The organism is Ruegeria sp. C12 (assembly GCF_056537745.1).
Genome location: NZ_JBQFSA010000001.1, coordinates 464,292 through 490,689, shown reverse-complemented (window position 1 = coordinate 490,689; position 26,398 = coordinate 464,292). Strand labels below are relative to the sequence as shown.

Genomic DNA, 26,398 nt, shown 5'->3' with positions numbered 1-26,398 from the left:
ATTACTGAACGCGCGTCCAGGTCTGCCCGCGACAGACCAGACCACCAGCAACGCAGCCTTTGACGGTCAGTTGATTCTGGCTGTCCAGAGTCATCTTCGAGTTATAGGTCTTGTCGCGGTCTGGGGCCCAGATCTTGCCATTGTCATAGCTCCCGTCACCTTCAGGGACCATGTCCCAAATGATTTGCTTGCCCAGATTCTCGTATTCCAAGTTTTGATTGCCGCTGCCATCAAATGCACTGTCAATGGTTCCGCAGACGGCGCTGCCGCATTCCGAAATGGATACGTGCAGGTAACCGCCTTCATCACCTGCTTGGGTTTTCCAGATGCCATCGACCGGATCGGCAAAAGCACCGGTGGCCAGTGCTACAAAACCGGCGGCAAGAGTGAGTTTCTTCATAATCAACCTCCCTGATTTGCGGGCAGTCTGACCCGAGGCGTGCGTGTGGGCAAGAATGACCCAGCGTCGCGTTGCATCCCCTGCCCCGCCTGTGCGATATGCCGCGCGTGTAACACTTAGATAGGGCCGCCCGACATGATCCTCTACCCCGCCATCGACCTGAAAGACGGCAACGCCGTTCGCCTGCTGCGCGGAGAAATGGACAAAGCCACCGTGTTCAACGAGGACCCGGCAGCGCAGGCGCGCGCTTTTGTCGAGGCCGGGTGTGAATGGCTGCATCTGGTCGACCTGAACGGCGCGTTTGCGGGCGAGCCGGTCAATGCCGCCCCGGTCGAGGCGATTCTGAAAGCCTGCGATGTACCCGCGCAGCTGGGCGGCGGCATCCGCGACATGGCAACCATCGAGACCTGGATCGACAAGGGACTGGCGCGCGTCATTCTGGGCACTGTCGCCGTCGAAAACCCCGATCTGGTGCGCGAAGCGTCCAAAGCATTCCCGGGCAAAGTCGCCGTGGGCATCGATGCACGCAACGGTATGGTTGCGACCAAAGGCTGGGCCGAGGAAACCGACGTGCAGGTCACTGACCTTGCCCGCAGTTTCGAGGACGCAGGCGTTGCCGCGATCATCTACACCGACATCAGCCGCGATGGCGCGATGCAGGGCCCGAATATCGAGGCGACGGCCGCTCTGGCGCAGGCTGTGTCGATCCCGGTGATTGCTTCGGGCGGTGTCAGTTCACTGGACGACCTGATCGCCCTGCGCGACTGCGGCGTTGAGTTGAACGGCGCGATTTCGGGTCGCGCGCTTTATGATGGCGCGATTGACCTGGCCGAGGCCATTCGCGCCCTGAATTAACCTCTACTGCGCGGCAGCCGAGGTCAGTTTGTTCAACGCACCGCGCATCTTTTCGATCACGGGCGACTTTTCGACATCATCAAGCTCGTCCATGGTCTCTTTCGGGTCTTCATAGGCCAGCCAGACCTGCCCGTTTTCGTCTTCATAGGCCTGCACTTTCAGCGGCAGGAACAGACCTGCGCGCGGATCAATTTGCATCGCTGGCGTGCCCAGTGCGGGGTTGCCAAAGATCAGAACCTGATTGGGCGGGATGGGTGTGCCAACCTTCTCGGCCCCTGCCGCGTGGTCGATCCGGGCAAAGACCGTTGCGCCTGCATTGCCCACTGCAGCCTCAAGCGCGTCCAGCGCCTCGGCCACGGATTTGTCGGTTTCCACCTTGATGATATCGTCTGCCATTGCGGCGACTGCTCCTGCAAAAATGAACGTGGTCGTCAAAAAGAGGTTTCGCATCTCATTGATCTCCTGCTGAATTTGGGAACAGTTTTCACAGCTTTGAGAGGGGTGGCAATCACAAGTCTGGCATCGGCGGGGCTTTGCCGGTAGAGGTGCGCTCAACAAAGGACGACCCATGCTGAAAACCCGTATCATTCCTTGTCTGGATGTTGCCGATGGCCGCGTGGTCAAAGGTGTGAATTTTGTGGGCCTGCGCGATGCGGGCGACCCGGTGGAATCGGCCAAGGCCTATGACGCCGCGGGTGCTGATGAGATCTGTTTTCTGGACATCCACGCCACGCATGAGAACCGGGGCACCATGTTCGACGTGGTGCAGCGCACAGCAGAGCAGTGTTTCGTGCCCCTGACCGTGGGCGGCGGCGTGCGCACCAAGGACGACGTGCGGGCCCTGTTGCTGGCGGGGGCGGATAAGGTCAGCTTCAACTCGGCTGCTGTAGCGAACCCGGACGTAATCGCCGAGGCTGCGGATCAGTTTGGCAGCCAGTGCATCGTCTGCGCCATCGACGCCAAGACCGTCAGGCCCGGCAAGTGGGAAATTTTCACCCATGGCGGCCGAAAGCCCACCGGCATAGACGCGGTGGAATTTGCCAAGACCGTTGTGGCCAAGGGTGCTGGGGAAATCCTACTGACCTCGATGGATCGTGACGGCACCAAGGCGGGGTTCAACCTGCCTTTGACTCGCGCGATCTCGGACGCGGTGGATGTTCCGGTGATCGCAAGCGGGGGCGTCGGCAATTTGGACCATCTGGTTGAGGGCGTGACCGAAGGCGGGGCAAGTGCTGTTCTGGCGGCATCCATCTTCCATTTCGGCGAATACACCATTCGCGAGGCCAAGGAACATATGGCCGCCGCTGGCATCCCGATGAGGCTGACATGAGCATTCTGCACGATCTGGCCGCTACCATTGAGGTCCGCAAAACCGCCGACCCCGAATCCAGCTGGACCGCCAAGCTGCTGGCCAAAGGCCCCGAGAAATGCGCCGAGAAATTCGGGGAAGAGGCCGTTGAAGCCATCATCGAAGCCGTCAAGAATGACAAGGCAGGGCTGACCTCTGAGGCGGCGGATGTGCTGTATCACCTGCTGGTCATGCTAGCAGCGCGGGACGTGGCACTGGACGATGTGCTGGCCGAACTGGCGCGGCGTCAGGGACTCAGCGGTATTGCCGAAAAGGCCGCGCGCCCCAAGGGGTAAGCTGCGGGGTTTCAGAACGACCGGCCCGGCCCTATGATCGGGCTGTGCGGTCTGTAACCCTGAGGGCATAAGAATGATCAGAGCTTTGGCCTTTGTTCTGGCCCTCGTGATACTGGGGGCCTGTGCCTCCCCGCCCCCGTCGACCGGCGACGAAGTCCAGCGTCTGGCCACCGAAATTCGCGAATTGGGCCCCGGCATCGATCCCGAAGAGGCCGACCGCGCCGCCCGGGTCGCCTATGCCTATACCGCGCAACTGGTGCAGGAATACCAGATCACCGACCCGCCCCTGATCCACAATGCGAAGGTCAACAGGGGGCTGCGCCCGCGTGGGTTGTGCTGGCATTGGGCCGAGGATGTCGAACGACGTCTGAAGCAGGAACAGTTCCAGACACTGACCCTGCATCGCGCCATCGCCAACGCGGACAATCCGTTCCGAATCGACCACAGCACCGCCATCATCAGCCGTGCCGGAGACCCGATGGATGACGGCATCGTGCTGGACCCGTGGCGCTATGGCGGTGTTCTGTACTGGTCACCCCTGTCAAAGGACACAAGATACGATTGGGTGCCACGCAATGTGGTTCTGGAAAAGCGTCGCCAGGCGCAGGTGGCCCGGCTAAGGCCCTACCCGGCTGAATAAGCTAAAGCTTGGATGAGATGATGCCGGTGCTGAATCCGCCCATGCGCAACTCGCCAAACAGGCGCTGATATTCGATCTTCGGGCAACGGTTCATCACTACATCCACGCCGCGCGCCTGCGCTTTGGCAGCGGCCTCGGCGTGTTCGACGCCAATCTGCATCCAGACCGTGCGAAGATCGGGGAAGACCTCCAAAGCCTCATCCACAATCGGCGGAACAGCCTCGGACCGTCGGAAGATATCCACCATATCGACGGGCTCGGAAATCTCGGCCAAGCTGCCGCGCACTGTCTGACCAAACAGGTCCTTGCCCGCGTGGCCCGGATTGACAGGGATCACGGTATACCCCTTCAGCGACAGGTAGCGCGCCACGTAATAGCTGGGCCGCACAGGATTCATCGAAACGCCAACAACAGCAACACGTTTGGTGCACTGCAGGATACCTTTCAGATGATCATCGGAATAGTCAGGCATAGCGGCATCCTAAGCACAGACCGCAAAAAGAAAAAAGCGCCCAAGAAGCCTTGGGCGCCAGTTGTTGGAACGAGGGACAGTGAAATGACCCGCGGCAGTTCCGTTCCGCGGTCACTGTGACATTTAAGCATGATCCGGATGAAAAAAAGAGGGGGCCTTCTTTTTTGTGATGACTTTTCACAAAAAGCGGAAACCAGCCTATTCCTCGTACAAAACCACCGGCCAGTTCTGTTCGGCCATCTGGATATATTCCGACCTGTCCTGCTGCCAGATCTGCTCGATTTCCGGCGAATGCGTCAGGTACAGTCGGCCATCCACCACCTGCCACGCCATCGGGTCGGTGCTTTTCAGCACACCCTTGGCCATCGCATAGGAACAATACCCGCCAAATTGAGGCGCATAGGCGCGCGGATTGCTTTCAAAACGCTCGCGGTTTTCCTGCGACGCGAAATGCCATTCGGCCCCTTTCCACATCACGGCAATCGTCGGCTGACCCTGAATCGGAACGTCGCTGTCAAAATAAGACACGGGATCGTACCCCGCCATCGCGGCCCCTTCGGTCGCGAAATAGACAGGTTTATTCTGCGCCTGAACGGCAGGCGCCAAGGCCAAAGCAAATATTGCACCAAAGATGGAGCGACGACGAAGCATCACGGAACCCATAACTGAGAATCGAGAGTATCAAAGTGCAATTTTTTGACGCTTCGGGAACCCCTGTTGACGCGGTTGTGAACGCCTGTGCTGCCTGGGTTGCAGTTTAGTCGAAAATATCCTCGATCACGTCCCAGGCTTCGTCCAGCACCCGATACAGCACGCTTTTCTTCTTTTTCTTCTTGCGCGTCTTGGGCGAGGCAACATGGCTGATTGCGGTGCGTTCCTGCCTGGGCTTCGCCACCTTGCGCTTTGGCAGCTTCTTCAGGTCATGCAACGGCGCGCCGCAATTGGAACAGCTCAGCTCGTGCCGGTTCTTACCGGTCAGAACCAGCGCAGCCCGGGTCCCGCAATAACAGCAGGTGGCGATTTTGGATGGTCCGGAAATGACGCTCTCCTGTTCAATGTTGACGTGAGGCATATAAGGCGATTGCCGCCGCATTTGAGACGTTCAGGGACCCGAACCCGCCGGATGCGTCAATTTTCACCAGTTGATCAACCGTTTCCTTGGTCTTTTGCCGCAATCCCGGCCCTTCGGCGCCCAGCACCAGGGCCACGGGCCGGTCGCGCTGATCGCCCAGGGCGGTTTCGATCGTCTCTTGCGCCTCACCGTCCAGCCCAAGTACCAAAAAGCCCATTTCCTGCAATTCGGTGATCGTGTCGGCCAGATTGCGCACCCGCAGATAGGGCTGACGTTCCAGCGCGCCGCTGGCCGTTTTCGCAAGCGCCCCGGTTTCAGGGGCCGAATGGTGCCGCGTTCCGATCACGGCACTTGCGCCCAGAACCTCGGCCGAGCGTAGAATCGCCCCCACGTTATGCGGATCAGTCACCCGGTCCAAAAGGATCACGCGCGGGTGTTCGCGCCCGATACAGTTTTCAGCCAGACCGCCCCACTCCAGCGGCTTGACCTCAAGCGCCGCACCCTGATGGACCGAGCCTGCATCGATAGGTGCCGTGAACTTGCGCGGATCGACCATCTCGGCCTCGATCCCTGCAAATTCAATGGCTTCGGCCAGCTTGTCGCGGGCATTTCGGGTCACGATCAGGCGCAGTTTTTGGCGTTTGGGGTTCATCAAAGCGTCCCGCACGGCGTGCAGGCCGAACAACCAAACGGTCTCTGCAGCGGCGGCTTTTCGCGCCTGTTCCTTTTCGACGACCCACTTGGGTTTTTTCATTTTGGGGGCCTCCGGGCCGGGAATTCGGTTTCCTGCGTCAAAGCGGAATTTTCCTGTTGACGCTCCTTTGGTGCGCTAGTAATCACGCCTCCACGTCAGGTGCAACGCCTGACAGTGGGCGACAGGCCGCAAGGTGTGGCAGGGGACTGTAACTCCCTCGCGGAGACGCACGCCTGGTTCGATTCCAGGGTCGCCCACCACTTCTCCATATACATGAAATCAAGGCAATGGGCGGTTATCACTTGCGCCTGGCAGGCCTTTTCGCCTGCGGACCTCCGTTCGGACCCGCCACCCCAAAAACCACGCTTTTTATGCCACGAAGCTCTTTTGCCCCTCGAAACCGACCCGTCCGATAACAACAACGTTCTAGAACGTGCTCTTGTCGAATCAAGGTGTTTCATGTTCTGTCGCCCGCGATGGTTCCCGACCGCTTTCTGCGGACGGGATAAAAGGGAATACGGTGCGGCCCCATGGCCAATTCCGTGACTGCCCCCGCAACTGTAGGCGGCGAGCGACCCGAGATCGTCCACTGGGCATTTGCCTGGGAAGGATCGGGACAGCGTTGACCCGCAAGTCAGGAGACCTGCCATCCGAATTTGAATGAACCTGGGCGGGGTGTCCCAGAGGGAGATGACAATGTTTCAAACGGCCTGTGCCGTCCAAAACCTTGCACTCGCTTTGCCCTCGACCTCGCGAAGGAGGCGATGCTTTTGTCATTGCAAACAAATGAATTTCCACCCTGCAACCCGCATCGGGTGACCGTTGCCCCGGTGACCTGCAACACCCCTGTTTGCGCGCACGCCATTGGGGTAACCCGATGACGCGGCACATTACCCATGACGACTCGGGTGCACGAGGGCGCTGCCTAACCGAATTCAGCGTTGTGGCGCTGATTGCTGGCGCTTTGGCCGTGTCGGCTGTGTTGTGTCTTGCGATTTACGTGGTGCTGTGATGACGGCTGTCTTGCAACTCCGCGATCTGACGCTTGGATACCCTGATCTGACGCTGTTCCGTCGCCTGTCCATGGATATTGAAGCCGGCACAACTCTGGCCGTTCTGGGGGCCAATGGGTCGGGCAAAAGCACGTTTGTGAAGATGCTGCTGGGTCTGCTGGATCCGCTTTCGGGCAGCATGAACTGGCCCAATGGCCGCCCCGGCGCCATCGGCTATCTGGCGCAAATGACCGAGTTTGACCGCCGCTTTCCCATCCGCGTGCGCGATCTGGCCGCGATGGGGGCCTGGCGTGGGTTTGGCTTCCGATCCGGTCTGGACCGCGCCGCGCGCGACCGGATGACCGCAGCACTGGACGAGGCCGGGGTTCTGGACATCGCCGACCGCCCGCTTCACATGCTGTCGGGTGGCCAGCTTCAGCGCGCCCTGTTCGCGCGTGTCATCATGCAGGACGCCCCTTTGATCCTGCTGGACGAACCCTTTGCCGCCGTTGACCAAAGCACGGAGGCGCATCTGCTGACGATCATCCGCCGCTGGCGCGATGAGGGCCGCGCCGTTGTGCTGGTCGTGCATGACCTGTCATCGGTTCTGGACCATTGCAGCCATGCCCTGCTGTTGGGCGGGCAAGAAGCGACCCATGGTCCGGTGAATGACGTCCTGACGCCCGACCGGCTGGTCGCGCAGGGGTATCTGTCCGAGAGTCAGGCCTCGTGGATGTTCCGTGGAAACCCTTCAGCATCGGAGCATGCCCGTGTTTGATCTGCTTACCGAAATGTGGAGCTTTGCCTTCATGCGCCGCGCCTTTGTGGCGACCACCGTTCTGTCGGCCTCGGTCGCGCCGGTGGGGGCATTCCTTGTCCTGCGCCGCCTGTCACTGGCGGGTGAAGCCATGGCCCACGCGATTACGCCCGGCATCGTCATCGGGTTCGTGACGGCGGGTCTATCGGTCATGTCGCTGTTGGTCGGCGGGCTGATTGCTGGGGTCGGGGTGGCCATCCTTACGGCCCTGCTGGCGCGCCGGACGATCCTGCGCAGCGATGCCAGCCTTGCCTCGCTGTACCTGATCGCCTTGGCCGTAGGGATATTCATTCTATCCGCAGCCGGGTCCGCCGTTCCGCTGAAAAGCTTCCTGTTCGGTTCGATCCTCGGAATTGACGATGCGTCGATGATGCTGGTGGGTGGGGTCGCGACGGTGACGCTGGTGGCCTTTGCTGTCCTGCTGCGCCCCTTGATTGTCAGCACCTGCGACCCGGTGTTTTTCGAAACCCAGACGCGCCGCCCCTGGCTGGTCGATCAGGGCTTTATGCTGCTGCTGGTTCTGAACCTGCTGGCCGCGTTCAAGACGCTGGGCACACTTATGGCTGTCGGCCTGATGATTCTACCCGCTACCGCCGCGCGGTATTGGGCAAGCACCATCACGGCACAACTGGTTCTGGGCTTCATCTTTGCCCTGTCCAGCTGCTGGATCGGTCTGACCCTGTCCTACCTGTTCCCCGACACGCCATCCGGCCCGGCCATCGTGCTGGTCGCGGGCGGGTTCTTCCTGTTCTCGGCCATCTTCGGGCCGCTTGGTTTTGGCGGACGGCTACGCAAACCGTCCGTTTCAAAAGACATCCCCGTTGCGCAAGTTCCACAAGAAGAGAGAGCTCAATGACTCTTATTAAATCGCTCTATGCCGGTATTGCCACGGCATCCCTCGCTTTGGTTGCCCTGCCAGCCTATGCAGGCGAAGACCACATCAAGGTCGTCGCCAGCTTCTCGATCCTCGGCGACATGGTCGAAGAGGTCGTGGGTGATCTGGCCGATGTGACCACAATCGTTGGCCCCGATGCGGACGCGCATGTGTATCAGCCGTCGGTTGCGGACGCCAAGGCCGTGGCCCAAGCGGACATCATCTTTGTCAACGGTCTGGGCTTTGAGACATGGTCCGACACGCTGATCGCGGAGTCGGGCACCGAAGCCACCGTGCATGTCGCAACCGACGGCATCACGCCGGTCGAGGTCGACGGTGCAATTGACCCCCACGCCTGGAACTCGCTGTCGAACGGCGTAATCTACGTGACCAACGTGGCGGACGCGATGAAAGATGCCATGCCCGAGCATGCAGATGAAATCGCCGCCAATGCCGACGCCTATATCGCCAAGCTGGAGGCACTGGACGCCGAAACCAAAACCAAACTGGCGAATCTGCCCGCAGACCGCCGCACTGTCGTCACTGCCCATGACGCGTTCGGCTATCTGGCGGACGCCTACGGCATGACCTTCCTGGCGCCGGTCGGCATCGACACCGAGGCCGAACCTTCCGCGAAAGAACTGGCCGTTCTGATCGACCAGCTGAAAGCCGAAGGTGCGGCAGCTTTGTTTGTTGAAAACATCACCAGCCCTGCTCTGGTCCAGCAAATCTCGGACGAAACCGGTATTGAGATCGGTGGCCGTTTGTTTTCAGACGCCCTGTCCGAGCGTGGTGGCCCAGCCACAAGCTATCTGGCGATGTTCCAACATAATCTGGGCACGCTGCTGACGGCGCTGGAAACCCAAGGCGCGAGCTGATCATACCCGGTCGAGGCGGTTTTCAAGCCGCCTCGCACCACCTCAGGCAGGTTGCAACCGGTTGCAGCCGCTTCGCAATAGTGCATAATCAAGCCCAATGATTATCGCGACCCGATCCACACCCCACCCGCATGAACGGTACGCCCTGTGAGCGTGACTTTGAAAGATGTTGCGGCGCTTGCCGGGGTGTCCCGATCCGCCGTTTCGCGCACCTTTACCGAAGGGGCCTCGGTCTCGGCCAAAACGCGCAGCAAGGTTGAGAAAGCGGCGCGAGAATTGGGGTACAGCCCGAATGCGCTGGCCTCGTCGCTGACGACCGGGCGGACCAAGCTGATTGGCCTGATCTCGAATAACTTCCATAACCCGATATTTCTTGAGGTGTTCGACCAGTTCACCCGCGCCCTGCAGGAACGTGGGCTTCGGCCTTTGATCGTGAACCTGACGGATGAGACCGAGCCTGCCAATTCCGTGCGAATGCTGCGTCAGTATTCAGTTGATGCGGTCATTGTCGCGTCATCAACCCTGCCCCCCAGTTTTGCCAAGGCGTTCCACGATGCGGGCGTGCCGGTGGTGCATACCTTCGGACGGTCGGCGACCTCGCCCAAGGTGCATGTGGTCGGCATCGACAACGTCGAATGCGGGCGCATGGCGGCGCGCGAACTTGTTTCGCGCGGGTACAAGCGCGTCGGCTACCTCGGTGGGCCAAAAGATGCGACGTCGGCCATGGATCGGTATCGGGGGTTCATCGAGGAAACCGACCAGCATCCCGACCTCGACGTGTCGCATTCTTTCGCGGATAATTACTCGTTCGAGGCGGGGCGCGCGGAAATGCTGCGCCTGCTGCAAGGCAAACCCGCCGAAGGGTATTTCTGCGGCGACGACATCCTGTCTATCGGCGCGTTATCGGCGTTGAAGGATCACGGGCTGAAGCCGGGGCAGGACATCGGAATCATCGGCCTGAACGACATGGAAATGGCCCGGTGGGAAAGCGTCGATCTGACCACCATTCACCAACCGATCAAACAGATCATCACCTCATCCGTTGATCTGGTCGAGGAGATGCTGAAAGAGCCTCAGAGATACCCTGAGGCCCGGATTTTCCCCTGTCGGGTGATCGAGCGGGGCACGTTGCGGCGGCCCCGCCCTTGATCAGCGAAACATTGGCGGGCGGGCGTCTTTCCACGCACCCTGCTCTTTGCCGGACGCGACAGCGGCGTGGACTGCCGCGATAGACCGCACCCCATCCGCAGCGCCGGGCAAGCCGTCGCGCGTCTCGCCCCGGATCGCGTCAGCCAGATCGCAGTAGATATTGGCCACGGCCAGCGGAAAGCCTTCGGGGTGCGCAATCGCCACTCGAGACAGGCGTTGCACTTCATCGTGCAGCCCGCCCTCGCCCTTTTCGATGATCTGGGTGCGCCCACCGACAGGCGTGTAAATCAACTGGTTCGGCTGCTCGGACGCCCAGCGCAACCCACCGGTTTCGCCGAACACCTGAATGTCGAACCCGTGCTGCCGCCCAATGGCAACGGAGGAAGTCCAGAGCCGCCCGACCGTGCCGCCTTCCATCCGGAAATTCACCATCGCGTCGTCTTCCAGTTCCCGGCTGGAGATGGTCGAGGCCATATCGGCGGACAAGGACTTCACCTCATCATCGCAGATGAAACTGGCCATATGCAGCGCGTGAATTCCGCAATCCGCGAATTGGCCCGAGACACCCGCCATTGCCGGATCGTAGCGCCAGCGCACGCGCGGGTTGTCGGCATCCGTGGCATCGCCGTGGTGCCCATGGCTGAAATTGGTGACAACCAGACGGACCTTGCCAATATCACCCGCCCGTACCATGGCGCGGGCCTGACGAACCATCGGATAGGCCGAATAGCAATAATTCACCGCGCAGATCTTGCCCGAGGCTTCTGCGACGCGAACGATCTCTTCGCCCTCTTCCACTGTCATGGTCATCGGCTTTTCGCACAGCACGTTGAACCCGGCTTCCAGAAACGCCTTGGCGATCTCGAAATGGGTCGAGTTTGGCGTGGCAATCGTCACCAGATCGACGCGATCGTCGCGGTCTTTCTCCCCTGCCAGCATCTCTTGCCAATTGCCATAGGCGCGGTCGGCAGCAATACCCAGCCGTTGCGCGTATTCACGGCCTACCTCGGGCCGATGATCCAGCGCGCCTGCGGCGAATTCGAACATCCCGTCCGCCTGCGCGCCCAACCGGTGGGCGGGCCCGATCTGGCTGCCTTCGCCACCACCGATCATGCCCCATTTCAGCTTTGCCATGGTCTTGGTCTCTCTATCGATTGTATCGTTAAGCGATCAGAAATCGCTGATGTTTTCCCACTGCCGCTGGTCCGATGAGGCCAGTGCCGCTGCCAGCACCCGGTTGACCTGATGCCCGTCGCGGAATGTGGGCCAGATCGCTTCGCCTGTGTGGATAGCCCGCAGGAAATCCTTGGCCTCGATGATGATCTGATCCTGATAGCCGGTGCCGTGGCCGGGTCCCTGACAGAAGGGTTCGTAATCCGGATGTGCCGGGCCGGTCAGGATTTTGGTGAATCCCCGCTGCGCCTCGGGCCCTTCGCGCCGATAAAGCCATAGGGCATTCTGATCTTCCTGATCAAAGCGGATCGCGCCTTTTGTTCCCGAAATCTCATAGGCATAACCCATCTTCCGCCCCGTCGCGACGCGGCTGAAATAGAGGTTCCCCATCACGCCATTTTCAAACCTGCACATCATCTGCGCGTGATCGTCATTTGTGACCTCTCCGCCGGGGCGGGTGCGGTGCACGGTTTCCACATCGGCCATGACCTGCGCAATTGGTCCGATCAAAGCCATCGCGCCGTTCACCATATGCGGGGCCAGATCGCCAATCGTGCCGTTCGCCATGCCCGTCGTGCGCCATGTAGCGGGGGCTTGCGGGTCGGCATAGAAATCCTCGGTATGCTCGCCGCGAAACCAGGTGACGTCGCCGATCTCGCCTTCGGCGATCAACTGGCGGGCGAACTGGCTGGCGGGCGTGCGGATATAGTTGAAGCCGACCATGTTGGTGACCCCCGCAGCCTCGGCAGCGTTGACCATCGCCTGACTGTCCTCAAGCGACGCGCCCAGCGGTTTTTCGCACAGCACTGGCTTGCCCAAAGCAAAAGCCGCCTCGGCGATCTGGCGATGGGTTTCCTGCGGTGACGCAATCACCACAGCCTCGACCTTTGGGTCCTCGACCAAAGCGCGCCAGTCATGGGTCGCGCGCTGAAACCCATAGGCATCCCGATACCGCTCGGCGCTTGTAGGCGTGGACGCGCAGATCACCTCAAGCCGAGGTCTGAGTGCCGTGTTGAACACCGCACCAACGGCGGACATGGCAACGGAATGCGCCTTGCCCATATAGCCGCCACCAACGATTCCAATTCCGATTTCAGGCATCTGTCACGGCTCCGAACATATCATTTGCAACCGGTTGCAAAATCAGTATCGTGTGAATCGATTCAACGCAAGGTCCAAACTTTGCCGACGCCCCTAAGCCGGAGGAATATGACGTGAGCGCTTTGATGGACGGTATCAAAGGGAACCGTTTTGCAGTTTTCGGGCGTGCTGGCATGGACCTGTTTGCCGATCCCATCAACGTCAAAAGCGAAGATGCCGAGACGTTCCACGCCGATCTTGGCGGATCCTCGGCCAATATCTGCGCGGGTCTGGTCAAGCTGGGCAGTCAGGCATCGCTGGTCACCTCGGTCTCGGATGACGCAATCGGGCGTTTTTGCCTGAACCGGCTGCGGCATTACGGGGTGGATACGTCCTATATTCGCGTTTTGGGCGGCGAATATCGCACTTCTCTGGCGTTGTATGAAAGCCGGACCGAGAACTTCCAGAACGTCATCTATCGCAACGGGGCCGTCGATTTTCAGGTGACCGAAGATGACGTGGACCGGGTCAACTATGGGGAATTCTCGGCTGTCCTGTCCGCCGGAACGGTATTCGCCTCGGAACCTTCCCGAAGCGCCACGTTCCGCGCTTTTGACAATGCACACAAAGCCGGGTTGCCGGTGATCTTCGATGTCGATTACCGGCCCTATAGCTGGCCCTCACCCGAGGTGGCCGCCGATGTCCTGTCCCGCGCCGGAGAGGCCAGCGACCTGATCGTCGGCAATGATGAAGAATTCGGTTTCATGGCCGGTGGCATCGAAAAAGGGTTCGACAAGGCCCGGGAACTGGCCTCGAAACCGGGCCGGGTTGTCATCTACAAGATGGGCGAAAAGGGTGCCGTGACCCTGACCGACGGGCAAGAGATTCAAACAGGCATCTTCCCGGTCGATGCGATCAAACCCGTTGGCGCGGGTGACAGTTTCATGGCCGGTCTTTTGGCCTCGATCGCTGCTGGCGCGTCGCTGGAACAGGCGGTCCTGCGCGGTTCAGCCTGTGCGTCCATCGTGGTTTCCAATCCCGGCTGCGCCCCCGCCATGCCCACAACCCCGGAACTGAATGCGTTCCTTGCCGATCATCCCGGCCCGACCACATAGGAGTTTCCCATGCATATCGCGCCCTATGACAACCAGAACAAACCCATTGTGGATGCCGACGATCCGACGGTGCCGCTGAACTATTTCAACATCGTCAAACTGCGCCGTGGCGAGGCGTTCGAATATCAGGTACCGGGGTATGAGACCTGCATCGTGCCCGCCACCGGCAGTGTGGATGTAGATGTCGAAGGGGCGCATTTCCCCAAGCTGGGCAACCGGGGCGAGGATGTCTGGGATGGCGAGCCCGAGGGCGTTTACGTTCCGGTCGGGGCCAAGGCACAACTGGTCTGTGTATCGGACGAGGCCGAGGTTTTCGTCGCGGGCGCGAAGTTCGACAAGGTGCTGGATCCGTTCGACGTGCGCGAACATGACCTTGTGCAATATGGCAGCGATGACACCAAAACCCATCGTAAAATCAAACACATCCTTGGCCAGAAACAACATGACAAGGTTGGTCGCCTGCTGGTGAGCGAGTTGTTCACGGTTGGTCAGGGCGGCTGGTCAGGTTTCCCCAGCCACAAGCACGACACCAACCGCCTGCCGGATGAATCGCGCCACGACGAGACCTATAATTTCCGCTTCAAACCCAACTGGGGCTCGGGCCTGCAAATGCTGCAGCGCGAGGACAACGAGCCGGGCGATGCCTACCACATCGTCGATGGCTCGACGATCTGCATCGACAAGGGTTATCACCCCTGCTGCGTGCTGCCGGGGTATGAGATGTATTACTTCACCATCCTCGGCGGTCTCAGCCAGCGGTCTCTGGTGCAGTATTTCCAACCAACACATGCCTATCAGATCGAAACGATTCCGGGCATCAAAGACATGATCGCGAAGTTCAAATGACCCTCGTCACTCTGAAAGACGTCCTGCAACCGGCCTACGAACAAGGCTATGCCGTGGGCGGGCTTGTGACCCTCGGCTGGGAAGACATGCGCGCCTATGTGGCCGCGGCCGAGGCCGAAAATGCCCCAGTGATCCTGCAAGCCGGACCCAGCTGCCGCGAGCACACCCCCCTGCCTATTCTGGGTAAGATGTTCCGGCATCTGGCCGAGAACGCTTCGGTGCCGGTAGTGGCCCACCTGGATCACGGCTATACGTTTGAGGAGTGCAAGATCGCACTGGACAGCGGCTTTACCTCGCTGATGTTCGACGGATCGCGCAAGCCCCTGCAGCAGAACATCGACGAGACTGCCGCAATTGCCGAGATGGCCCACGCGGCAGGCATTTCCTGCGAGGGCGAGATCGGGTTCGTGGGTTATTCCGGCGGCGAAGGCTCGAACGGGACCGACCCGACCGAGGCTGCGCAGTTCGCCCGCGACAGCGGCGTGGACGCGATGGCGATCTCGGTCGGCAATGTCCATTTACAGCAAAACAAGGAAGGCGGGCTCGACGAAGACCGCATCCGCCAGATCGACGCCATGACCGAGGTTCCACTGGTCATCCATGGTGGTTCAGGCGTGCCGGTCGAACAACGCGCGCGCCTCGCCCGCGAGACCGCAATTTGCAAGTTCAACATCGGAACCGAACTGCGCATGGCCTTTGGTCAGGCCCTGCGCGAGGCCGTGAATGCAGACCCCGACAGGTTCGACCGCGTGACCATCCTGAAGGAAACGCATGACCCCGTCGAGGCTGCTGCTCGCATGGTGATCCGCGCTTTTGGTGCGCCGTCGCAGCGATAGAAGCAAAAAGGCCCCGGAATGGCGGGGCCCGGTATCCAGCAGGCGCTAAGCGTCACGCTCCATGATCCATTCGACCTCGGGGGCCGGGACGAACCGCCATTTTCGCAGCGGCCCGGCCATGACGTTCAGGTAGTACATCTCGAACCCATAGGGCGCGCCGCAGGGGTGGTGGCCGCGCGGGACGGTCACGACGTCGCCATCAGACACCGCCATAGTTTCATCCAACTGGCCGTCATCGGTATAGACCCGCTGAATGCCGAAGCCGTTGGACGGGTTCAGGCGGTGGTAATAGGTCTCTTCCAGATAGGTGATGCGGGGGTAGTCGTCCTCGTCGTGACGGTGGCTGGGATAGGACGACCAGTGGCCGTTTGGCGTGAAGACCTCGGTCACCAGAAGGCTATCGGCGTAGTCCTCGGCCTCCATCGCTATGTTGTTGATATAGCGCGTGTTTACGCCCTTTCCGCGTTCGGTCAAGGTTATGCCATCGGGGCCAATACGCCGCGCCGCATGACCGCTTTTGCCCGGTGCCGAACAGACGGCGATGACACAATCGGTTTCTGCCACCGCTTCCCATTCGGTTCCGTTCGGCAGGTACAGGCAATGCGGTGGCGTCTTCTCGAACACGTTCATCCGGTCACCCAGAACACCCCAATCCTGCCCGGCCCCGGTGATCTGTGCCTTGCCCTCGACCATGACCAGAATGACCTCACGATCACCGGTGGCCTCAAACGCCGTGTCACCGGAACGCAAGTGATAGAGACCAAACCCGACATACCGCCACCCGGCGCTGGCCGGGGTGATATCGTGAACCTTGCCGCGCGTGCCGAAGGATTTCTTGAGCAGATCTGCCATTTTGTTCTCCTTGCGGGCAGCCATTCGGGCCGCCCGATTGTTGTTTCAGGCAGCTTGCCTTTGGTTCAGGGCCGAAAGAACCTTGGACAGTTGCGCCTCGGTCCAGCCTTCCGCAACAGCGCAGCGCAGTATGTCCGCCTGGCTTTCAGGCGCGTTGCCCCCGACCGGAGGGTCCGTGTCGAGATTAGTGGGGAAGGGATAGCCCTCAGCCGTGGCCGCAATCGCGGCCTCCAACTGCGCAGCGTCCAACGCCCCGCGCTGCTTCAAGGCAACCAGAGACGGGAACACCGCCAGCGACATCGCCTGACGATCCACCGCCTCCATCGCACGCCCGAAGGGTGATGAGATTTGCAGCAGGTTCGCCATGCGGTGAATGTCGGCGCTGCGGTTCTCGCCCGCCGCGTGGAACAGGGCCGGGTTGAAAAACACCGCGTCGCCCTTTTCCAGTGGGAGCTGGATATAGCTGTCCTCGAAATACGCCCGGTGGGCTTCGTCGTGGAAGGCCAGATAGCCCGGCGGGTAGAGCTGCGAGAACGGCAGCAGCTTGGTCGGACCGCTTTCTACCGGCATGTCGCAATGCGCAACTGCACCCTGCAGCGTCAGTGAGGCTGTTACCAGATGCGCATGGGCCGGGTATCGGGCCGCACTGTCCGCGCTTTGAAACCCGAGGTGATAGTCCCGATGTGCCTGTTGCGCCTTACCGCCGGGACGCACCTGATTGATCTGTGCCGTCACCTGATAGTGCGGCCCAAGCCATGCTTCACAAGCCGCCAAAATCGCCGTGTTCCCGAAATAGAGCGCAAAGCCTTCGGGGTCGCGCAGGCACTGTTTTTGCAAGGCGTTCCAGATCCGGTCATTCGCGCCTGAGGCGGCGAAATGATCACCCTCACCCGCCCCGCTTAGGCGTTCTTGCTCGATAATCTGACGAAACACATCCGTCGCCCGATCAATGATCGAGGTGTCCGGATACGCCCCTTTCAAAGCGATCACACCGGCGGATTTGTCCAGAACCCAAGCCCACTCCGCCAGCAAAGCCCGGCGTGTGTCGGGCTGTTCCAACATCGGACGCAACGCCTGCATGTCATAGACGGGCACGTTCTTTTCGACGGAGGCTGCAAAAGGCACCGTTTCAGCCAAAAGGTTCTGAGAGGTCAACACCTTGAATTCATCCAGATCACAGGATTCCCGGTCGAAATAGCCGACATATCCAAGCTGTTGAGTCACCATGACAGTCTCCTTTCTCATGGCTTTTGGTGTTGCCCCTTGGGGCTGGGTGTTACGCCGTGATCTCCAATCCCGCGCGTGTGCAGACGTCGACAATGTGGTCGTAGCCCATCTTGGAATACTCATAGGGCGGTGCCTTGGCCGGGTCCTGCTCGGCCTCGACCACGATCCAGCCGTCGTAATCCATCGCTTTCAGCGCGTTTGCGACCGCCTGAAAGTCGATGCAACCATCGCTTGGAACGGTGAAAGCGCCGCCGACCACCGCATCCAGGAAAGAATGGTCATTCTCGCGAGTTGTCTGCACGATCTGAGGGCGGATGTCCTTGAAATGCACGTGATGCACCCGGTCGCCCCAGCGGTTCAGGGTCGCCATCACATCACCGCTGCCAAACAGCAGATGGCCGGTGTCAAAGCACAGGTTTACCTCGGGGCCCGATCCCTCCATCAGCCAGTTCACGTCATCCTCGCTTTCGATGATCGTGCCCATGTGGTGGTGATAGGCCATCGGCATCCCCTGATCGGCCATCCATTTCGCCAATTCGGTGATCTTGGCCGCGTAGGCCTTGACCTCATCCTTCGACAGTTTCGGGCGATGATTGACCGGAGTGCCCATCTGCCCCTGCACGGTGTTCGAGCATTCGGCATAGACAATGCACGGGCTGTTCAGCGCAACAAACTGCTCGACCTGTTCACGCACCGCCTCACGTTCGGTCGCGAAGTCGTTGACCAGCGACGCACCGGAACACCAACCGCCGCAGAGCGCGATGTCGTTGCTATCGAGATAGGCGCGCAACCCTTCGGTGTCGCCGGGCATCCGCTGGCCGCGCTCGATGCCTGTATAACCAATCTCTCTGGCCTCTTTCAGCGCCTGTTCCATGGTATAGGCCGCCGTCAGGTCGGGCAGATCGTCATTCTGCCAGGCAATCGGAGAGATACCGATCTTCACGCTCATTTCGTATTTCTTTCCTTGATCGCAACTTCATAGGCCGCGCGTTTTTCGTTGACTTCGGGGCGGATTGAGACCTCGGGCACAGCGACTTCCCACCAGGTACCGCCATATTCGGTGGACGGGTACGGATCGGTGTCGATGACCACCACATAAGGCCCTTTGATGTCGGCGCGCTTGGCCAAAGCCTCTTCCAAGTCAGCAATCGAGCTGACCTTGACCGAGGTCGCCCCCATCGCCGCCGCATGTGCGGCAAAGTCGATGGCCGACGGTGTCTCATGCACCGCGTGATCCAGCAGATTGTTAAACTCGGCCCCGCCGGTGCCCATCTGCAAGCGGTTGATACAGCCAAAGCCCCGGTTGTCGGTGATGACAACAGTGAAGGACACGCCCATCATCGCGGCAGAGGCCATTTCCGAGTTCGCCATCATATAAGTGCCGTCGCCGGTAAAGCAGATCACGTCGCGCTCGGGCTCGGCCATTTTGATGCCCATCGCACCTGCGATCTCGTACCCCATGCAGCTGAACCCGTATTCCATGTGATAGGCACCGGGGCGTGGGGCCTTCCACAGCTTGTGCAACTCACCGGGCATTGTTCCAGCGGCGCACATTACAACCGTGTCGTTGTGCGAGGCACGCTGAACCGCGCCAATCACCTGCATGTCGGTAGGCAGAGCATTCCCGTCACCGGGCGCGTCGGTCAGCTTGTCGACCTTGCCGAACCAATCGGCTTTCAGGGTATCGGCCACTGGATCGGCGCTGTAGCCCTGCAAGCCTGCGCCCAGCTCTTGCAAACCCACGCGCGCGTCGGATTGCAATGGCATCGCCCCGTGCTTTTCGGCGTCATAGGCTGCGGTGTTCAGGCAGATCATCTCGCGTTCGGGGTTCGAAAACAGGCCCCATGACCCGGTGGTGAAATCCTGCAACCGCGTACCAACCGCAAGAACCAGATCAGCCTCGGCGCAGACATCATTGGCCGGTTCTCCACCGGTGACGCCAATGGACCCCAGATTCAATGGATGGTCCCAGGCCAAGGCCGATTTGCCCGCCTGCGTTTCAGCGACGGGGATGTTGTGGGTTTCAACAAAGCTTTGCAGCGCATCGGTCGCGCCCGAGTAATGCACCCCGCCTCCGGCTACGATGACCGGGCGCTTCGCCGCCTTGATCGCGGCAACGGCGCGGGCCAGTTCGCCCTCGTCCGGGCGGATGCGGCGCTGATACCAGACGCGGGGCTCAAAGAAGCTTTCGGGGTAGTCGTAGGCCTCGGCCTGCACGTCCTGGCAGAAGGCCAGCGTCACCGGACCGCAATCTGCCGGGTCGGTCATGGTACGGAAGGCGCGCGGTAGCGCGGTCAACAGGTGTTCGGGCCGCGAGATACGGTCATAGTAGCGGCTGACCGGGCGGAAACAGTCATTGGCGCTGACCGTGCCGTCGCCAAAATTCTCGATCTGCTGCAGCACCGGGTCCGGACCGCGCGAGGCAAACACATCGCCGGGGATGATCAGTACCGGCAGTCGGTTCGCATGAGCCAATGCCGCCGCTGTCACCATATTCGTGGCCCCCGGCCCGATGGATGAGGTCACGGCCATCGCCCGCGTGCGGCGCATCTGCTTGGCATAGGCAATCGCGCAATGGGCCATGGTCTGTTCGTTGTGACCGCGATAGGTGGGCAGGCTGTCTTTGACGGCGTGCAAAGCCTCACCCAGACCGGCCACGTTGCCATGGCCGAAAATGGCCCAGACTCCGGCGATATAGGGCTCTCCGGCCTCATTCATCTGCGCCCCGAGATAGCGCACCAGAGCTTGCGCCGCGGTCAGTCGGACTGTCTTGCTCATCATGATCCCTTTCAACACGAAGCCGCCATGGGCTTTAGGTCGGTTTTCACATTTCTGAAGGTTCCAGGCCACCCAATCTGACCTGTGATTTATGTGTGGCCTTGCACCACTGAATGATCGGGCGCCCCGCATGCCTGCGGGGCACCGGTGTTTTAAACGGTCCCGCCCAGCGAACCTTCCAGTTCGGCCAGTTCCTGACCGCCAGCCATAAGGTCCTGAAGTTCCTCAGGCGTGATCTCACCCCGTTTGGCCGTGCCCAGCGTCTGTCCCCGGTTCAACACGGTAAAGCGGTCGCCCACCGCCAACGCGTGGCGGACGTTGTGGCTGATGAACACGACGCCCACACCCTGACTGCGCACCTTGTCGATGGTCGCCAAAACGTTCGAAGTCTGACGCACCCCAAGGGCCGAGGTCGGCTCGTCCAGAATCAGGATCTTCGCACCGAAATGCACGGCGCGGGCAATCGCAACTGTCTGACGTTCCCCACCCGACAGCGTGCCGACGGCCTGATCCGGGCCACGCAGGTTGATGCCCATCTTGCGCATCTCTTCCATGGTGATCTCATCCGCCAGCTTCTTGTCGAAGAAGTTGATCCCGGCCACTTTGCGCGTCGGTTCATTGCCCATGAAGAAGTTGCGGCTGACGCTCATCAACGGGATCATGGCCAGATGCTGGTGCACCGTGGCGATACCCGCTGAAATCGCGTCGCGCGGGTCTTCGAAATGCATCGGCCTGTCTTCGAAGAAAATCTCGCCCGCGGTGGGTTTGTGCACACCGGACATGGTTTTGATGAAGGTCGACTTACCTGCGCCGTTATCTCCCAGCAGGCAATGGCATTCCCCCGGTTTCAGGTCGAAACTGACGCCAGCCAGCGCAATCACCGAACCAAAGTGTTTCTGAATGTCGACCATACGGATGATCGGCTTTTGCTCTTGCGAGTCGCCGTGGTGGAATTTGGTGTCTTCGGTCATCTCAGCGTTCTCCTGTGATGATGCGACGGATATAGGTGTTCAGGATCACCGCACCCAGCAGGATCACGCCCAGAAACACCCGGAACAGAGAGCTTTCGACGCCTGCGAAGAACAGCCCCTGCTGCACCACACCAAAGATCAGCGCACCCAGCGCCGCCCCCAGAACCGAGCCGTAGCCGCCGGTCAGCAACGCGCCACCAATGACCACGGCGATGATCGCCTCGAACTCTTTCAGCAAACCACGATCCGCCCCGGCCGAACCGAACTCCATGACCTGACAGGTCGCAAATACGGTGGCGCAGAAGGCGGTGAACATGAACATCAGGATTTTCACCTTGTTCACGGGCACACCCGAGTTTCGCGCGGCCTCGGCATCGCCACCGGCCGCAAAGATCCAGTTGCCAAACTTGGTTTTGGTCAACAGCACATGGCCAAAGATAATGATGACAATCGCCCAGACGATCAGCATGGGGATACCGTCAACAACAGGTTGGCCGGCGCGCGTACCGCGTTCGAACGTGGCGATAATGCCGTTGTCGCCCAGCCAGACGAACAGCCCCTGCAGAACTTTCCCGCCAAAGATCGGGGCCAGCCAGTCGCCTTCTGCCGCGTCGCGGATACCGCCGATGATGGTCTTGTTCTCGAAGGTTTGCGGCAGATAGATGGTAAAGCCCCGCAGCACGAACAGCGCCGCCAGCGTCACGATAAAGCTGGGCAGCCCGGTGCGGATCACGATCCAGCCGTTAAAGGCACCGATCAGCATGCACAGAATGAAAGTCACAATGATCGAGATCCAGGCGGGCCAGCCCAGGATCACCAGAAAGATGGCAATCATCATGCCCGAAAAGCCGATCATCGAGCCGACGGACAGGTCGAATTCACCCGCGATCATCAGCAGGCACGCGCCGACAGCGATAATCATGAACTGAGCGGACACGGTGCCCCAGTTCATCACGCCCTGCGCGTTGAACATGCCGGAATCAGCGGCGAATAGAAGAAAGAAGGTAAAGACTGCGACGGTTCCAACGATCCCGCCCAGTTCGGGGCGGATCAGCCAGCGGCGCAGCGCGGACATTTCCTTGACGCGTTCGTCAGCGACTTGGGTGGTGGACATGGGGTGCCTCCACGATCTGAAAGGTGCGGATTGAAGTCAGGCGGGTGGCGCGCCTTGGCGCCACCCGGTTGGGATCAGCGGTATTCGCCCGCGTGTTCCTCGACTTTTTCAAGGGCGTCTGCGGTCACAAAACCGGGGCCCGAGTTGATGTTGTTGCCCGGCAGAACGCCATAGCGATGGTAGTTGGTCAGGATCACAACCGGCAGATAGGCCTGCAGGAAGGGCTGTTGGTCGATGCCCCACTGAATGGTGCCGTCCTTGATGCCTTTAACGATTTCCTCACCCAGATCGAAGGTACCGAAATAGATGTCACCGGCCATGCCGTTTTCCTTCAGCGCCGCAACGGTGGGATCAGCCGACACCGGACCCAGAGTCAGGATGCCATCGGTATCCGGGTTTGCGGACAGATAGGCCAGAACCTTGTTCTTGATTTCCGCCGGGTCGGTGCCGCTGTCCAGCATCGCATCGCCCAGTTCAACACCCAGACCATCGGCAAAACCGCGGCAACGCTCACCCACCGTGGGCTGCTGGATCGCGTGGTTCACGCACAGGAATTTGGTGACGCCGTCACCTTTCGCGCGCTGACCGGCGGCAAGACCGGCGTCATATTCGGGCTGGCCGACATACATCAGCGCGCCAACCTCGCGCGCCTGATCCGGCGTGCCGGTGTTCATGATGATAACGTCGATGCCCGAGTCCACGGCAGATGTGATCGGACCTTTCAACACGTCATAATCGGCCAGAGTGGTGATGATCCCGTTCGGCCCCGAGGCTGCCGCCTGATCGATGATCCGCGCCATATCGGCAATGTCGCCGGTGGGCGGGTTGCGATACTCGACCTCGACACCCATCTGATCACCCGCCAGCGCGATGCCGTTCTTGATCGTGTTCCACCAGCTGTCGCTGTCCGGGGCATGGCTGACCAGGATGTACTTTTCGCCTTCCGCCGCAGCGCCCGTGGCCGCCGCAACCGCCACAGCACTGGCCATCAGCACTCGTTTCACAAACTTGTTCATTTGGTTTCCTCCCATAAAAACCGTCTGTTTTTGTCCTGGGCTATCCGCCCCATTCACTCGGTCGGACCGAATCTGTCGTAGCCGGAAGTGGTACCGAGCCGTTTTCAGTTTGAAGAAATTCGCTCATTTTGCAACCGGTTTCAAAATTTCCGCCATTTGGACGGGTGCGCCCGACCGCGCGGATTGCGTTGCCGCTTCGGCCATGGCCAGCGCAGCGACACCGTCATCCAAAGTCACCGGAACCGCCGCGCCCGACGTTGCGGCCTGGACAAATGCATCCCATTCGGCCCGATACGCAGGCATATAGCGTTCAAGGAAAAAGTAGGTAGGCTTGGCCCCGACAACGCCGTCCGCCGTCGATTTGACCACCGTGTTTTCCAGCATGTTCTGGGCCTGCAGCAACCCCTTTGATCCCAGCATTTCAACCCGTTGGTCATAACCATAGGCCGCGCGGCGCGAGTTCTTGATGACCGCGATCCGACCATCGGCGTAAGTCATTGTGACAACAGCGGTATCAACATCCCCGGCCTGCCCGATCTCGGGGTCCACGACCGAGGACCCGACCGCGGAAATAGAGGAAGGGATTTCCCCCATCAGATAGTTCGCCATGTCAAAATCGTGGATCATCATGTCACGGAACAGCCCGCCCGAAACCTTGATGTAGCTGACCGGCGGGGGTGCAGGATCGAATGAGGTGATCGACAACAGCTCAGCCTTGCCAATCTCACCTGCGTCGGCAGCGGCCTTCATCGCGGAAAAGTTGGGATCAAACCGGCGGTTGAACCCAATCATGACAGGTGGCTTGCGCCCGGCCACAACAGTCTGGCAGTCAAGCGCCCGCTGCAGGTCCAGATCGACCGGCTTTTCGCACAAAACCGCCTTGCCTGCCTGCGTTGCAGCCTCGATCAGGTCCGAATGCGTGTCGGTCGGCGTTGCGATCAGTACCGCATCAATATCCGGGTTATCGATAATTTCGTCCGAGCTTTGCACCTGCGCGCCATGCGCCTCGGCAAGTTGCGTCGCGGCTTCGGCCATTGCGTCCGACACCGCACATAGCTTGCTTTCCGAATGCGACGTAATGGCTTGCGCGTGGACACGTCCGATACGACCAGCACCAAGCAGCCCGACCTTCAGCATGTAATTCTCCCGAATCTTACTTGGCGTCACAATGTTGCTCTTTGCAACCGGTTGCAAGATTTTTTTTCGGGATGCCACGAGGAAACAGGCAAACACAGGCCAAGCGCCTTTTGACGGATGGGAATCACCCGTCGGACTCACGCCTAAGGTTGGCCCTGTTTTGATCAAAGGCCCCGAAAATCGCTCGAATTTTGTGGGAAATCGCAGAAAATCCGACCAGAAAAGGCGATCCGTACGGGAATCCCCCAATATCCGAGGCCTTAGACTTGGGCTAGTTTGAGGTCAGCGGATTACACTACCACTCAGTAACCCCTTACGAGGGGCTGGCCTGACCCCCTCACCCAGCCCCTCACCCTCCCCCAAGGCCAAAAGAAAATGGCGCGTTTGAAACAAACGCGCCAAGTGTCTTGGGGAGAACTTTAAAAAAACTCACGTCATAAAACCAACTGACGCCAACTCATCAATAGGGTCACTTTGACTGATTCTGTGGGGCCGGTCAGTGACCCGGATCACACAAACGAGATTTCGCGCGCGATGGGTCGGTTGCATCGGTTGGAAATGGCGATCCCTGAAGGACTCGAACCCTCAACCTGCTGATTAGAAGTCAGCTGCTCTATCCAGTTGAGCTAAGGGACCGCTGCGCCCTTCTTGCGGTTTTTACGGGCGGGGTTCAAGGCCCAAGCGCATGAAGGCGCTGTTGGGATCATCCTCATAGCCGTAGATCGGGCCGCAATAGGAATATCCCAATGCTTCGTACAGTTTGCGGGCGCCGTCATATTCCGGCAAATGCGCCGCGCCGGTTTCCAGAACCAGCGCGGATAACCCTTCCGACCGGGCGTGTTCCGCAAGATGATCCATCATCGCGCGCGCAAGCCCGCGTCCGCGCGCTTGTGACAGGATGTGCACCGATTTCACCTCGGCCGTTTGGTCCGGCAACAGCTTCAGCGCCCCGCATCCCACCGGTTGATCGCCGTCATAAACGGCCCAAAACCGGATCCCCGACCCGGACAGCGCATCGGCATCCATTGTATGATTGCTTTCCGCAGGGCCAGCCGTTTGGCTATGGGCAAAATGCGCCTCGACCACCGGGCGCAAAGCGTCCGATGTGGGGTCGGCCTGACGAATGTCGATCACTCAGTGCGTCCAGGGGCCGCGCCGGTCGGTGGCGAAGTTCTCGCCATAGCCCCGGGCGCGCAGGTTGGGTTTGCGCTTATGCGGCTCGCTGACCTGCGCCTCGATACCGTTATCCTTGGCGTATTCCAGCGCCTCTTCCTTGGTATCGAATTTCAGCCGAACCTGAGTCTGCGTGTCATTGGACGAGGTCCAGCCCATCAGCGGATCAACCTCGCGCGCCGAGGCGGGGGCATATTCCAGAACCCATTTGCGGGTCTTTGCCATGCCCGAGGTCATCGCATTTCTTGAAGGCTGGTAAATCCGTGCGCGCATGTCGCCTCTCCGTCCTCACTTGGCTGATCATGTTTATGCGCCACGCGAGCGGCGCGGACAAGTCCGCAATTGTCGCGGGTTTCAGCGATCCGACTGATGCCAGAAACTGTCATCAACGTGGCCTAAAAAGGGTTCAGCTCATGATGAGGATTGCAACTTGATCCACCACGAAAGAACCCTTGAAATCGATGCCCGGCCCGAGGCCAACCGGGCCGTTCTAAGCCGGTTTATGAACACTGACGAATTTCCGCCACAGGTGCAATCGGATCAAATCCCGGACGGTCGGCTTGCGTATTACTGAAAGGCGTTTTCAAAAACCA

31 protein-coding genes, 2 tRNA genes and 1 riboswitch are annotated in these 26,398 nt (G+C 60.1%); of the genes, 14 read left to right on the top strand and 19 right to left on the bottom strand.

Annotated features, from left to right (window positions below):
- Window position 1 precedes the first annotated feature (1 nt).
- Complete coding sequence (locus tag ACR0C9_RS02280) at window positions 2-400, bottom strand: DUF2147 domain-containing protein (protein ID WP_170452135.1); 399 nt, start codon at window positions 398-400, stop codon at window positions 2-4.
- Window positions 401-535: 135 nt separating this feature from the next.
- Between ACR0C9_RS02280 and hisA the strand changes: the two genes are divergently transcribed.
- Window positions 536-1,255: a 1-(5-phosphoribosyl)-5-[(5-phosphoribosylamino)methylideneamino]imidazole-4-carboxamide isomerase gene (gene hisA / locus ACR0C9_RS02275; protein WP_480780298.1), complete on the top strand. Its 720-nt coding sequence runs from the start codon at window positions 536-538 to the stop codon at window positions 1,253-1,255.
- Window positions 1,256-1,258: 3 nt separating this feature from the next.
- Here hisA and ACR0C9_RS02270 read toward each other — a convergent pair whose 3' ends face one another.
- Complete coding sequence (locus ACR0C9_RS02270) at window positions 1,259-1,651, bottom strand: DUF302 domain-containing protein (RefSeq protein ID WP_480780297.1); 393 nt, start codon at window positions 1,649-1,651, stop codon at window positions 1,259-1,261.
- A gap of 172 nt (window positions 1,652-1,823) precedes the next feature.
- On the opposite strand from ACR0C9_RS02270, the gene hisF reads away from it, so the two are divergent.
- The 3 genes from hisF (at window position 1,824) to ACR0C9_RS02255 (ending at window position 3,539) form a co-directional block, all read left to right on the top strand.
- The gene (gene hisF / locus ACR0C9_RS02265; protein WP_480780296.1) at window positions 1,824-2,585 is read left to right on the top strand and encodes an imidazole glycerol phosphate synthase subunit HisF; all 762 of its coding nucleotides are present in this window, start codon (window positions 1,824-1,826) and stop codon (window positions 2,583-2,585) included.
- On the top strand, window positions 2,582-2,899 hold the full coding sequence (locus ACR0C9_RS02260) for a phosphoribosyl-ATP diphosphatase (RefSeq protein ID WP_480780295.1): 318 nt from the start codon (window positions 2,582-2,584) through the stop codon (window positions 2,897-2,899). The genes hisF and ACR0C9_RS02260 overlap by 4 nt, the downstream gene beginning before the upstream one ends.
- Window positions 2,900-2,972: 73 nt before the next feature.
- On the top strand, window positions 2,973-3,539 hold the full coding sequence (locus ACR0C9_RS02255; RefSeq protein ID WP_480780294.1) for a hypothetical protein: 567 nt from the start codon (window positions 2,973-2,975) through the stop codon (window positions 3,537-3,539).
- 1 nt (window position 3,540) lies between these two features.
- On the opposite strand, the gene ACR0C9_RS02250 is transcribed toward ACR0C9_RS02255, so the two are convergent.
- The 4 genes from ACR0C9_RS02250 to rlmB all read right to left on the bottom strand — a co-directional run bounded on the left by ACR0C9_RS02250 (window position 3,541) and on the right by rlmB (window position 5,837).
- The gene (locus ACR0C9_RS02250; RefSeq protein WP_170452146.1) at window positions 3,541-4,011 is read right to left on the bottom strand and encodes a CoA-binding protein; all 471 of its coding nucleotides are present in this window, start codon (window positions 4,009-4,011) and stop codon (window positions 3,541-3,543) included.
- Window positions 4,012-4,209: 198 nt separating this feature from the next.
- The gene (locus tag ACR0C9_RS02245) at window positions 4,210-4,662 is read right to left on the bottom strand and encodes a YHS domain-containing (seleno)protein (protein WP_480780293.1); all 453 of its coding nucleotides are present in this window, start codon (window positions 4,660-4,662) and stop codon (window positions 4,210-4,212) included.
- A gap of 106 nt (window positions 4,663-4,768) precedes the next feature.
- A complete protein-coding gene (locus ACR0C9_RS02240; RefSeq protein ID WP_480780292.1) occupies window positions 4,769-5,083 on the bottom strand; it encodes a hypothetical protein in 315 nt (104 codons plus the stop codon).
- Window positions 5,064-5,837 carry a 23S rRNA (guanosine(2251)-2'-O)-methyltransferase RlmB gene (gene rlmB, locus ACR0C9_RS02235; RefSeq protein ID WP_480780291.1) on the bottom strand — a complete coding sequence of 258 codons (774 nt, stop codon included), beginning with the start codon at window positions 5,835-5,837 and terminating at the stop codon, window positions 5,064-5,066. The genes ACR0C9_RS02240 and rlmB overlap by 20 nt, the downstream gene beginning before the upstream one ends.
- Window positions 5,838-5,953: 116 nt before the next feature.
- Between rlmB and ACR0C9_RS02230 the strand changes: the two genes are divergently transcribed.
- From ACR0C9_RS02230 to ACR0C9_RS02205, 6 genes are all read left to right on the top strand, one after another.
- A tRNA-Tyr gene (locus ACR0C9_RS02230) sits at window positions 5,954-6,037 on the top strand.
- A gap of 200 nt (window positions 6,038-6,237) precedes the next feature.
- Window positions 6,238-6,442: riboswitch (cobalamin riboswitch) on the top strand.
- Between the two features lie 212 nt (window positions 6,443-6,654).
- Entirely contained in the window at window positions 6,655-6,789 is a 135-nt protein-coding gene (locus tag ACR0C9_RS02225; protein WP_480707800.1) for a hypothetical protein, read from the top strand.
- Window positions 6,789-7,547: a metal ABC transporter ATP-binding protein gene (locus ACR0C9_RS02220; RefSeq protein ID WP_170452197.1), complete on the top strand. Its 759-nt coding sequence runs from the start codon at window positions 6,789-6,791 to the stop codon at window positions 7,545-7,547. Before ACR0C9_RS02225 ends, ACR0C9_RS02220 begins: the two co-directional genes overlap by 1 nt.
- Complete coding sequence (locus tag ACR0C9_RS02215) at window positions 7,540-8,442, top strand: metal ABC transporter permease (RefSeq protein ID WP_480780290.1); 903 nt, start codon at window positions 7,540-7,542, stop codon at window positions 8,440-8,442. The genes ACR0C9_RS02220 and ACR0C9_RS02215 overlap by 8 nt, the downstream gene beginning before the upstream one ends.
- Window positions 8,439-9,338, top strand: coding sequence for a metal ABC transporter solute-binding protein, Zn/Mn family (locus ACR0C9_RS02210; protein ID WP_480780289.1), 900 nt, complete (start codon window positions 8,439-8,441; stop codon window positions 9,336-9,338). Before ACR0C9_RS02215 ends, ACR0C9_RS02210 begins: the two co-directional genes overlap by 4 nt.
- A 147-nt stretch (window positions 9,339-9,485) precedes the next feature.
- Window positions 9,486-10,487 (top strand): LacI family DNA-binding transcriptional regulator, encoded by a 1,002-nt coding sequence (locus ACR0C9_RS02205; protein WP_480780288.1) that lies wholly within the window; start codon window positions 9,486-9,488, stop codon window positions 10,485-10,487.
- Here ACR0C9_RS02205 and ACR0C9_RS02200 read toward each other — a convergent pair whose 3' ends face one another.
- Together ACR0C9_RS02200 and ACR0C9_RS02195 are read right to left on the bottom strand one after the other, a co-directional pair.
- On the bottom strand, window positions 10,488-11,621 hold the full coding sequence (locus ACR0C9_RS02200) for a Gfo/Idh/MocA family protein (protein WP_170633669.1): 1,134 nt from the start codon (window positions 11,619-11,621) through the stop codon (window positions 10,488-10,490).
- A gap of 36 nt (window positions 11,622-11,657) precedes the next feature.
- Window positions 11,658-12,761 carry a Gfo/Idh/MocA family protein gene (locus ACR0C9_RS02195; RefSeq protein WP_480780287.1) on the bottom strand — a complete coding sequence of 368 codons (1,104 nt, stop codon included), beginning with the start codon at window positions 12,759-12,761 and terminating at the stop codon, window positions 11,658-11,660.
- A 125-nt stretch (window positions 12,762-12,886) separates the two neighbouring features.
- Between ACR0C9_RS02195 and iolC the strand changes: the two genes are divergently transcribed.
- Genes iolC through ACR0C9_RS02180 form a run of 3 tightly spaced genes read left to right on the top strand, consistent with a single transcriptional unit; the run spans window position 12,887 to window position 15,537 of the window.
- On the top strand, window positions 12,887-13,855 hold the full coding sequence (gene iolC / locus ACR0C9_RS02190) for a 5-dehydro-2-deoxygluconokinase (protein WP_170453122.1): 969 nt from the start codon (window positions 12,887-12,889) through the stop codon (window positions 13,853-13,855).
- Window positions 13,856-13,864: 9 nt separating this feature from the next.
- Window positions 13,865-14,701, top strand: coding sequence for a 5-deoxy-glucuronate isomerase (locus ACR0C9_RS02185; protein ID WP_170452207.1), 837 nt, complete (start codon window positions 13,865-13,867; stop codon window positions 14,699-14,701).
- Window positions 14,698-15,537, top strand: a complete 840-nt coding sequence (locus ACR0C9_RS02180) for a class II fructose-bisphosphate aldolase (protein WP_480625691.1) — start codon at window positions 14,698-14,700, stop codon at window positions 15,535-15,537. Before ACR0C9_RS02185 ends, ACR0C9_RS02180 begins: the two co-directional genes overlap by 4 nt.
- A 45-nt stretch (window positions 15,538-15,582) precedes the next feature.
- Here the strand turns inward: ACR0C9_RS02180 and iolB are convergent, their stop codons facing one another.
- From iolB to ACR0C9_RS02125, 11 genes are all read right to left on the bottom strand, one after another.
- Window positions 15,583-16,389, bottom strand: a complete 807-nt coding sequence (gene iolB, locus ACR0C9_RS02175; RefSeq protein WP_480780286.1) for a 5-deoxy-glucuronate isomerase — start codon at window positions 16,387-16,389, stop codon at window positions 15,583-15,585.
- Between the two features lie 45 nt (window positions 16,390-16,434).
- Window positions 16,435-17,616 carry a phytanoyl-CoA dioxygenase family protein gene (locus ACR0C9_RS02170; RefSeq protein WP_170633681.1) on the bottom strand — a complete coding sequence of 394 codons (1,182 nt, stop codon included), beginning with the start codon at window positions 17,614-17,616 and terminating at the stop codon, window positions 16,435-16,437.
- A 49-nt stretch (window positions 17,617-17,665) separates the two neighbouring features.
- Complete coding sequence (gene iolE / locus ACR0C9_RS02165; protein WP_480780285.1) at window positions 17,666-18,565, bottom strand: myo-inosose-2 dehydratase; 900 nt, start codon at window positions 18,563-18,565, stop codon at window positions 17,666-17,668.
- On the bottom strand, window positions 18,562-20,394 hold the full coding sequence (gene iolD / locus ACR0C9_RS02160) for a 3D-(3,5/4)-trihydroxycyclohexane-1,2-dione acylhydrolase (decyclizing) (protein WP_480780284.1): 1,833 nt from the start codon (window positions 20,392-20,394) through the stop codon (window positions 18,562-18,564). The genes iolE and iolD overlap by 4 nt, the downstream gene beginning before the upstream one ends.
- A 152-nt stretch (window positions 20,395-20,546) precedes the next feature.
- Entirely contained in the window at window positions 20,547-21,365 is an 819-nt protein-coding gene (locus ACR0C9_RS02155; RefSeq protein ID WP_170452219.1) for an ATP-binding cassette domain-containing protein, read from the bottom strand.
- Window position 21,366: 1 nt separating this feature from the next.
- On the bottom strand, window positions 21,367-22,479 hold the full coding sequence (locus ACR0C9_RS02150) for an ABC transporter permease (RefSeq protein ID WP_170452221.1): 1,113 nt from the start codon (window positions 22,477-22,479) through the stop codon (window positions 21,367-21,369).
- 74 nt (window positions 22,480-22,553) lie between these two features.
- Window positions 22,554-23,495 carry a sugar ABC transporter substrate-binding protein gene (locus ACR0C9_RS02145; protein WP_170452223.1) on the bottom strand — a complete coding sequence of 314 codons (942 nt, stop codon included), beginning with the start codon at window positions 23,493-23,495 and terminating at the stop codon, window positions 22,554-22,556.
- Window positions 23,496-23,618: 123 nt separating this feature from the next.
- Window positions 23,619-24,632 carry an inositol 2-dehydrogenase gene (gene iolG, locus ACR0C9_RS02140; protein ID WP_480780283.1) on the bottom strand — a complete coding sequence of 338 codons (1,014 nt, stop codon included), beginning with the start codon at window positions 24,630-24,632 and terminating at the stop codon, window positions 23,619-23,621.
- A gap of 559 nt (window positions 24,633-25,191) precedes the next feature.
- Window positions 25,192-25,268 (bottom strand) — tRNA-Arg (locus tag ACR0C9_RS02135).
- A gap of 21 nt (window positions 25,269-25,289) precedes the next feature.
- Window positions 25,290-25,766: a GNAT family N-acetyltransferase gene (locus ACR0C9_RS02130; protein ID WP_170452227.1), complete on the bottom strand. Its 477-nt coding sequence runs from the start codon at window positions 25,764-25,766 to the stop codon at window positions 25,290-25,292.
- Window positions 25,767-26,078: an ETC complex I subunit gene (locus ACR0C9_RS02125; RefSeq protein ID WP_170452229.1), complete on the bottom strand. Its 312-nt coding sequence runs from the start codon at window positions 26,076-26,078 to the stop codon at window positions 25,767-25,769.
- A gap of 157 nt (window positions 26,079-26,235) precedes the next feature.
- On the opposite strand from ACR0C9_RS02125, the gene ACR0C9_RS02120 reads away from it, so the two are divergent.
- Window positions 26,236-26,379: a hypothetical protein gene (locus ACR0C9_RS02120; protein ID WP_480780282.1), complete on the top strand. Its 144-nt coding sequence runs from the start codon at window positions 26,236-26,238 to the stop codon at window positions 26,377-26,379.
- Window positions 26,380-26,398: the final 19 nt, after the last annotated feature.